The organism is Propioniciclava sp. (assembly GCF_036744435.1).
GTDB lineage: Bacteria > Actinomycetota > Actinomycetes > Propionibacteriales > Propionibacteriaceae > Propioniciclava.
This window is the reverse complement of the sequence record NZ_DAIOIA010000207.1, coordinates 1-2,465: the sequence shown is the minus strand read 5'-3', so window position 1 is coordinate 2,465 and position 2,465 is coordinate 1. Positions and strand designations below refer to the sequence as shown.

Annotated in this window: 1 protein-coding gene and 1 tRNA gene; one reads left to right on the top strand and one right to left on the bottom strand. The window is 73.9% G+C overall.

What is annotated here, in order from left to right; genetic code table 11:
* Positions 1 to 118: 118 nt before the first annotated feature.
* A tRNA-Lys gene (locus V7E09_RS15190) sits at positions 119 to 191 on the top strand.
* Here the strand turns inward: V7E09_RS15190 and V7E09_RS15765 are convergent.
* Entirely contained in the window at positions 153 to 2,450 is a 2,298-nt protein-coding gene (locus V7E09_RS15765) for a PEP/pyruvate-binding domain-containing protein (protein ID WP_442956903.1), read from the bottom strand. The genes V7E09_RS15190 and V7E09_RS15765 overlap by 39 nt on opposite strands.
* Positions 2,451 to 2,465 lie beyond the last annotated feature (15 nt).

Here is a 2,465-nt window from a genome sequence, read left to right as displayed (position 1 = left end):
GTTCACGGTGCGTATCGACCCCAGTCTAGGGACTCTCCCGCGACGCCACCCGGCCAGGGACGGGCCGCCCCCGGCCCTCCGCACGCCCGGTGGCCCGGGGCACTACACTCCCGAGGCGGGGCCTATAGCTCAATTGGCAGAGCAGCGGACTTTTAATCCGCGGGTTCTGGGTTCGATCCCCAGTGGGCCCACCGCCTCCTCAGTGGGGGCCTGTCCTGCCTCGCGGCGTCTTGATGAGAAGGCTCCAGGGTGACGATGCCGCGGGTGCCGTCCACGAACAGCGAAGCTCCGTCGGGGAGACGCGTCGCGCTGCTGGTGCCCAGGACCGCAGGGATCCCGTACTCGCGGGCCACGATGGCTGCGTGGGACAACGGCCCGCCGGAGTCGGCGACCACCGCCGAGGCGAGCGCGAACAGCGGCGTCCAGGTGGGGTCCGTATAGGGGCAGACGAGCACGTCGCCGGGCTGGAGGCGGCTGAACTGGGCGGGGGAGTGGATCACGCGTGCGGGCCCGCGCGCCTGGCCTGCGCTGGCTGGCTGGCCGTGCAACACGCCCTCGCTGTCCTCCTGAGGCTGGCCGCGGTCCCACCAGATCGCCTCGGCCACACCGCGTTGGCGCCGCCGGCGCTCGACCAGTTCTCCGAGGGGGCGTCCGTGGTCGGTCAGCGCGGCCTCCACCTCTCCGAGATAGAGCAGCCGCAGGTCGTCGGGGGCCGGCAACTGGCCGCGGGCCACGAGACGGCGCGCCGCCTCGTCGCGTCCCGCCCGTGCCACGCAGAACAACTCCTCGATGAGGTACACCGTCGCCTCCCGGCCGATGTGCAGCGCCTGGATCCGTGCCGCGGTCGCACGCCACCGCGCCCGCAGGGCGGCGGGCAGCCGGCTCGCGACCAGCGCCACGGCATCGGGAGCATCCGGGCGTGTCGAGGAGGAGCCGCGCAAGGTCGCTGCCACCAGGGTGTACAGCTCCTCGGGCTGCTCGCGCCAGGAGAGATTCGAGAACGGCAGGTAGAGCCGCGCCGTCCTCGCCCCATGGTCGGTGAGGAACGCGGCGACCGCGGGGAGGAAGTCAGCGCCCGCCGCCGACCGGGCTAGGGCTTCACCTACGCCGCCCGGGGCGGCCTGGAGGATCACCTCGGCCGCCCCCGTGGTGCGGGCGCGTTCGGCGAGCCGGGCGATCCCCGCCGCGATGACAGCGGTCGTGTAGGGAACCCCCGCGTACAGGTCCTCGGGGGCGATGCCTGCCGACCGGGACAGCCCGATCAGCCAGGCCGCCGTGGCCCGGCTCACCATCATCGGCGCGTTGTAGCGCACGAACCGGTCGGCGGTGACCGCCGACGCCTCGGCCACCGCGTCCCGAAGCAGACCGAGGACCGCCGCGTCCTCGGCCGATGCGACCCTGTCTGCCCGGCGGGTCAGCTCCTCCAGGCGGGTGCGCTGCGCGGCCGCTGCGGCCCGCCATTGGACCGGGCCCTGGCTCATGCCGCCGCGCAGCAACCGCGGGACGCGGATCAGGAGCGCGGGGCTGAGCCGTGGGCGGGCGACCTCGGCGCGGATCACCCCGTCGTCGTCCCCGCGCACCAGCGATGTGGCCGGGACCGCGCGAGCCCCCGCGGCCGTCATGAGGTCCTGCACCGCCCCCTGCACGGCGTGCACGGCGCACAGGTCCAGGGGGAAGGGGGCGGGGAAGTGCTCGACCAGGTCATCCAGCAGGACGCGCTCGATCCTTCCCCGCACCGGTGCATGCCCCGGCGTCGGTGACGCGGCGACGGTGATCGGCCGGGCCTGGAGCAGGAACAGGTTGCCCTGAGAGAACGCCCACTCGATGTCTTGGGGGCGTCCGTAGTGCTCCTCGACACGCACCCCGAGCCCGGCCAGCGCGCGCAACTGCGCCGCCGAGATGCTGGGCCGGACGCGGTGCGCCGTGGGGACGACCGACGTGCACGTCCCACCGCCGGGGGCGGCGTCGACTCGGGTGTGCTTCGATCCGATCTGGGACGAGACGGGGACGCCGTCGCGGGTGAGCGAGAACGTGTCCGGGGTGACCAAGGCGGCCACCACGCTCTCCCCGAGCCCGTAGGACGCGCTCGCCATCATCGTGTCGGCCCGTCCGGACACCGGCTCCCGGGTGAACAGCACCCCGGCAGTGTCGGCGGGGATCAGCGCCTGGACCACCACGGCCAGGGCCACATCGGTCTCCGGGACGCCGTGGCGGCGCCGGTAGTCCACGGCGCGTTCGTTCCACAGGGACGCCCAGCAACCGCGGACGGCGTCCAGGACGGCCTCGATCCCGGTGACGCCCAGGAAGGTGTCCTGCTGCCCGGCGAAGCTCGCCTCCGCCAGATCCTCCGCGGTCGCCGAGGAACGCACCGCGACGAGCGACTCGCCGAGTCGCGCGTAGGCGGTGCGGACGGCGTCCTCGACGCTGCCCGGCAGCGGAGCCCCGAGGATCAGGTCGCGCAGGTC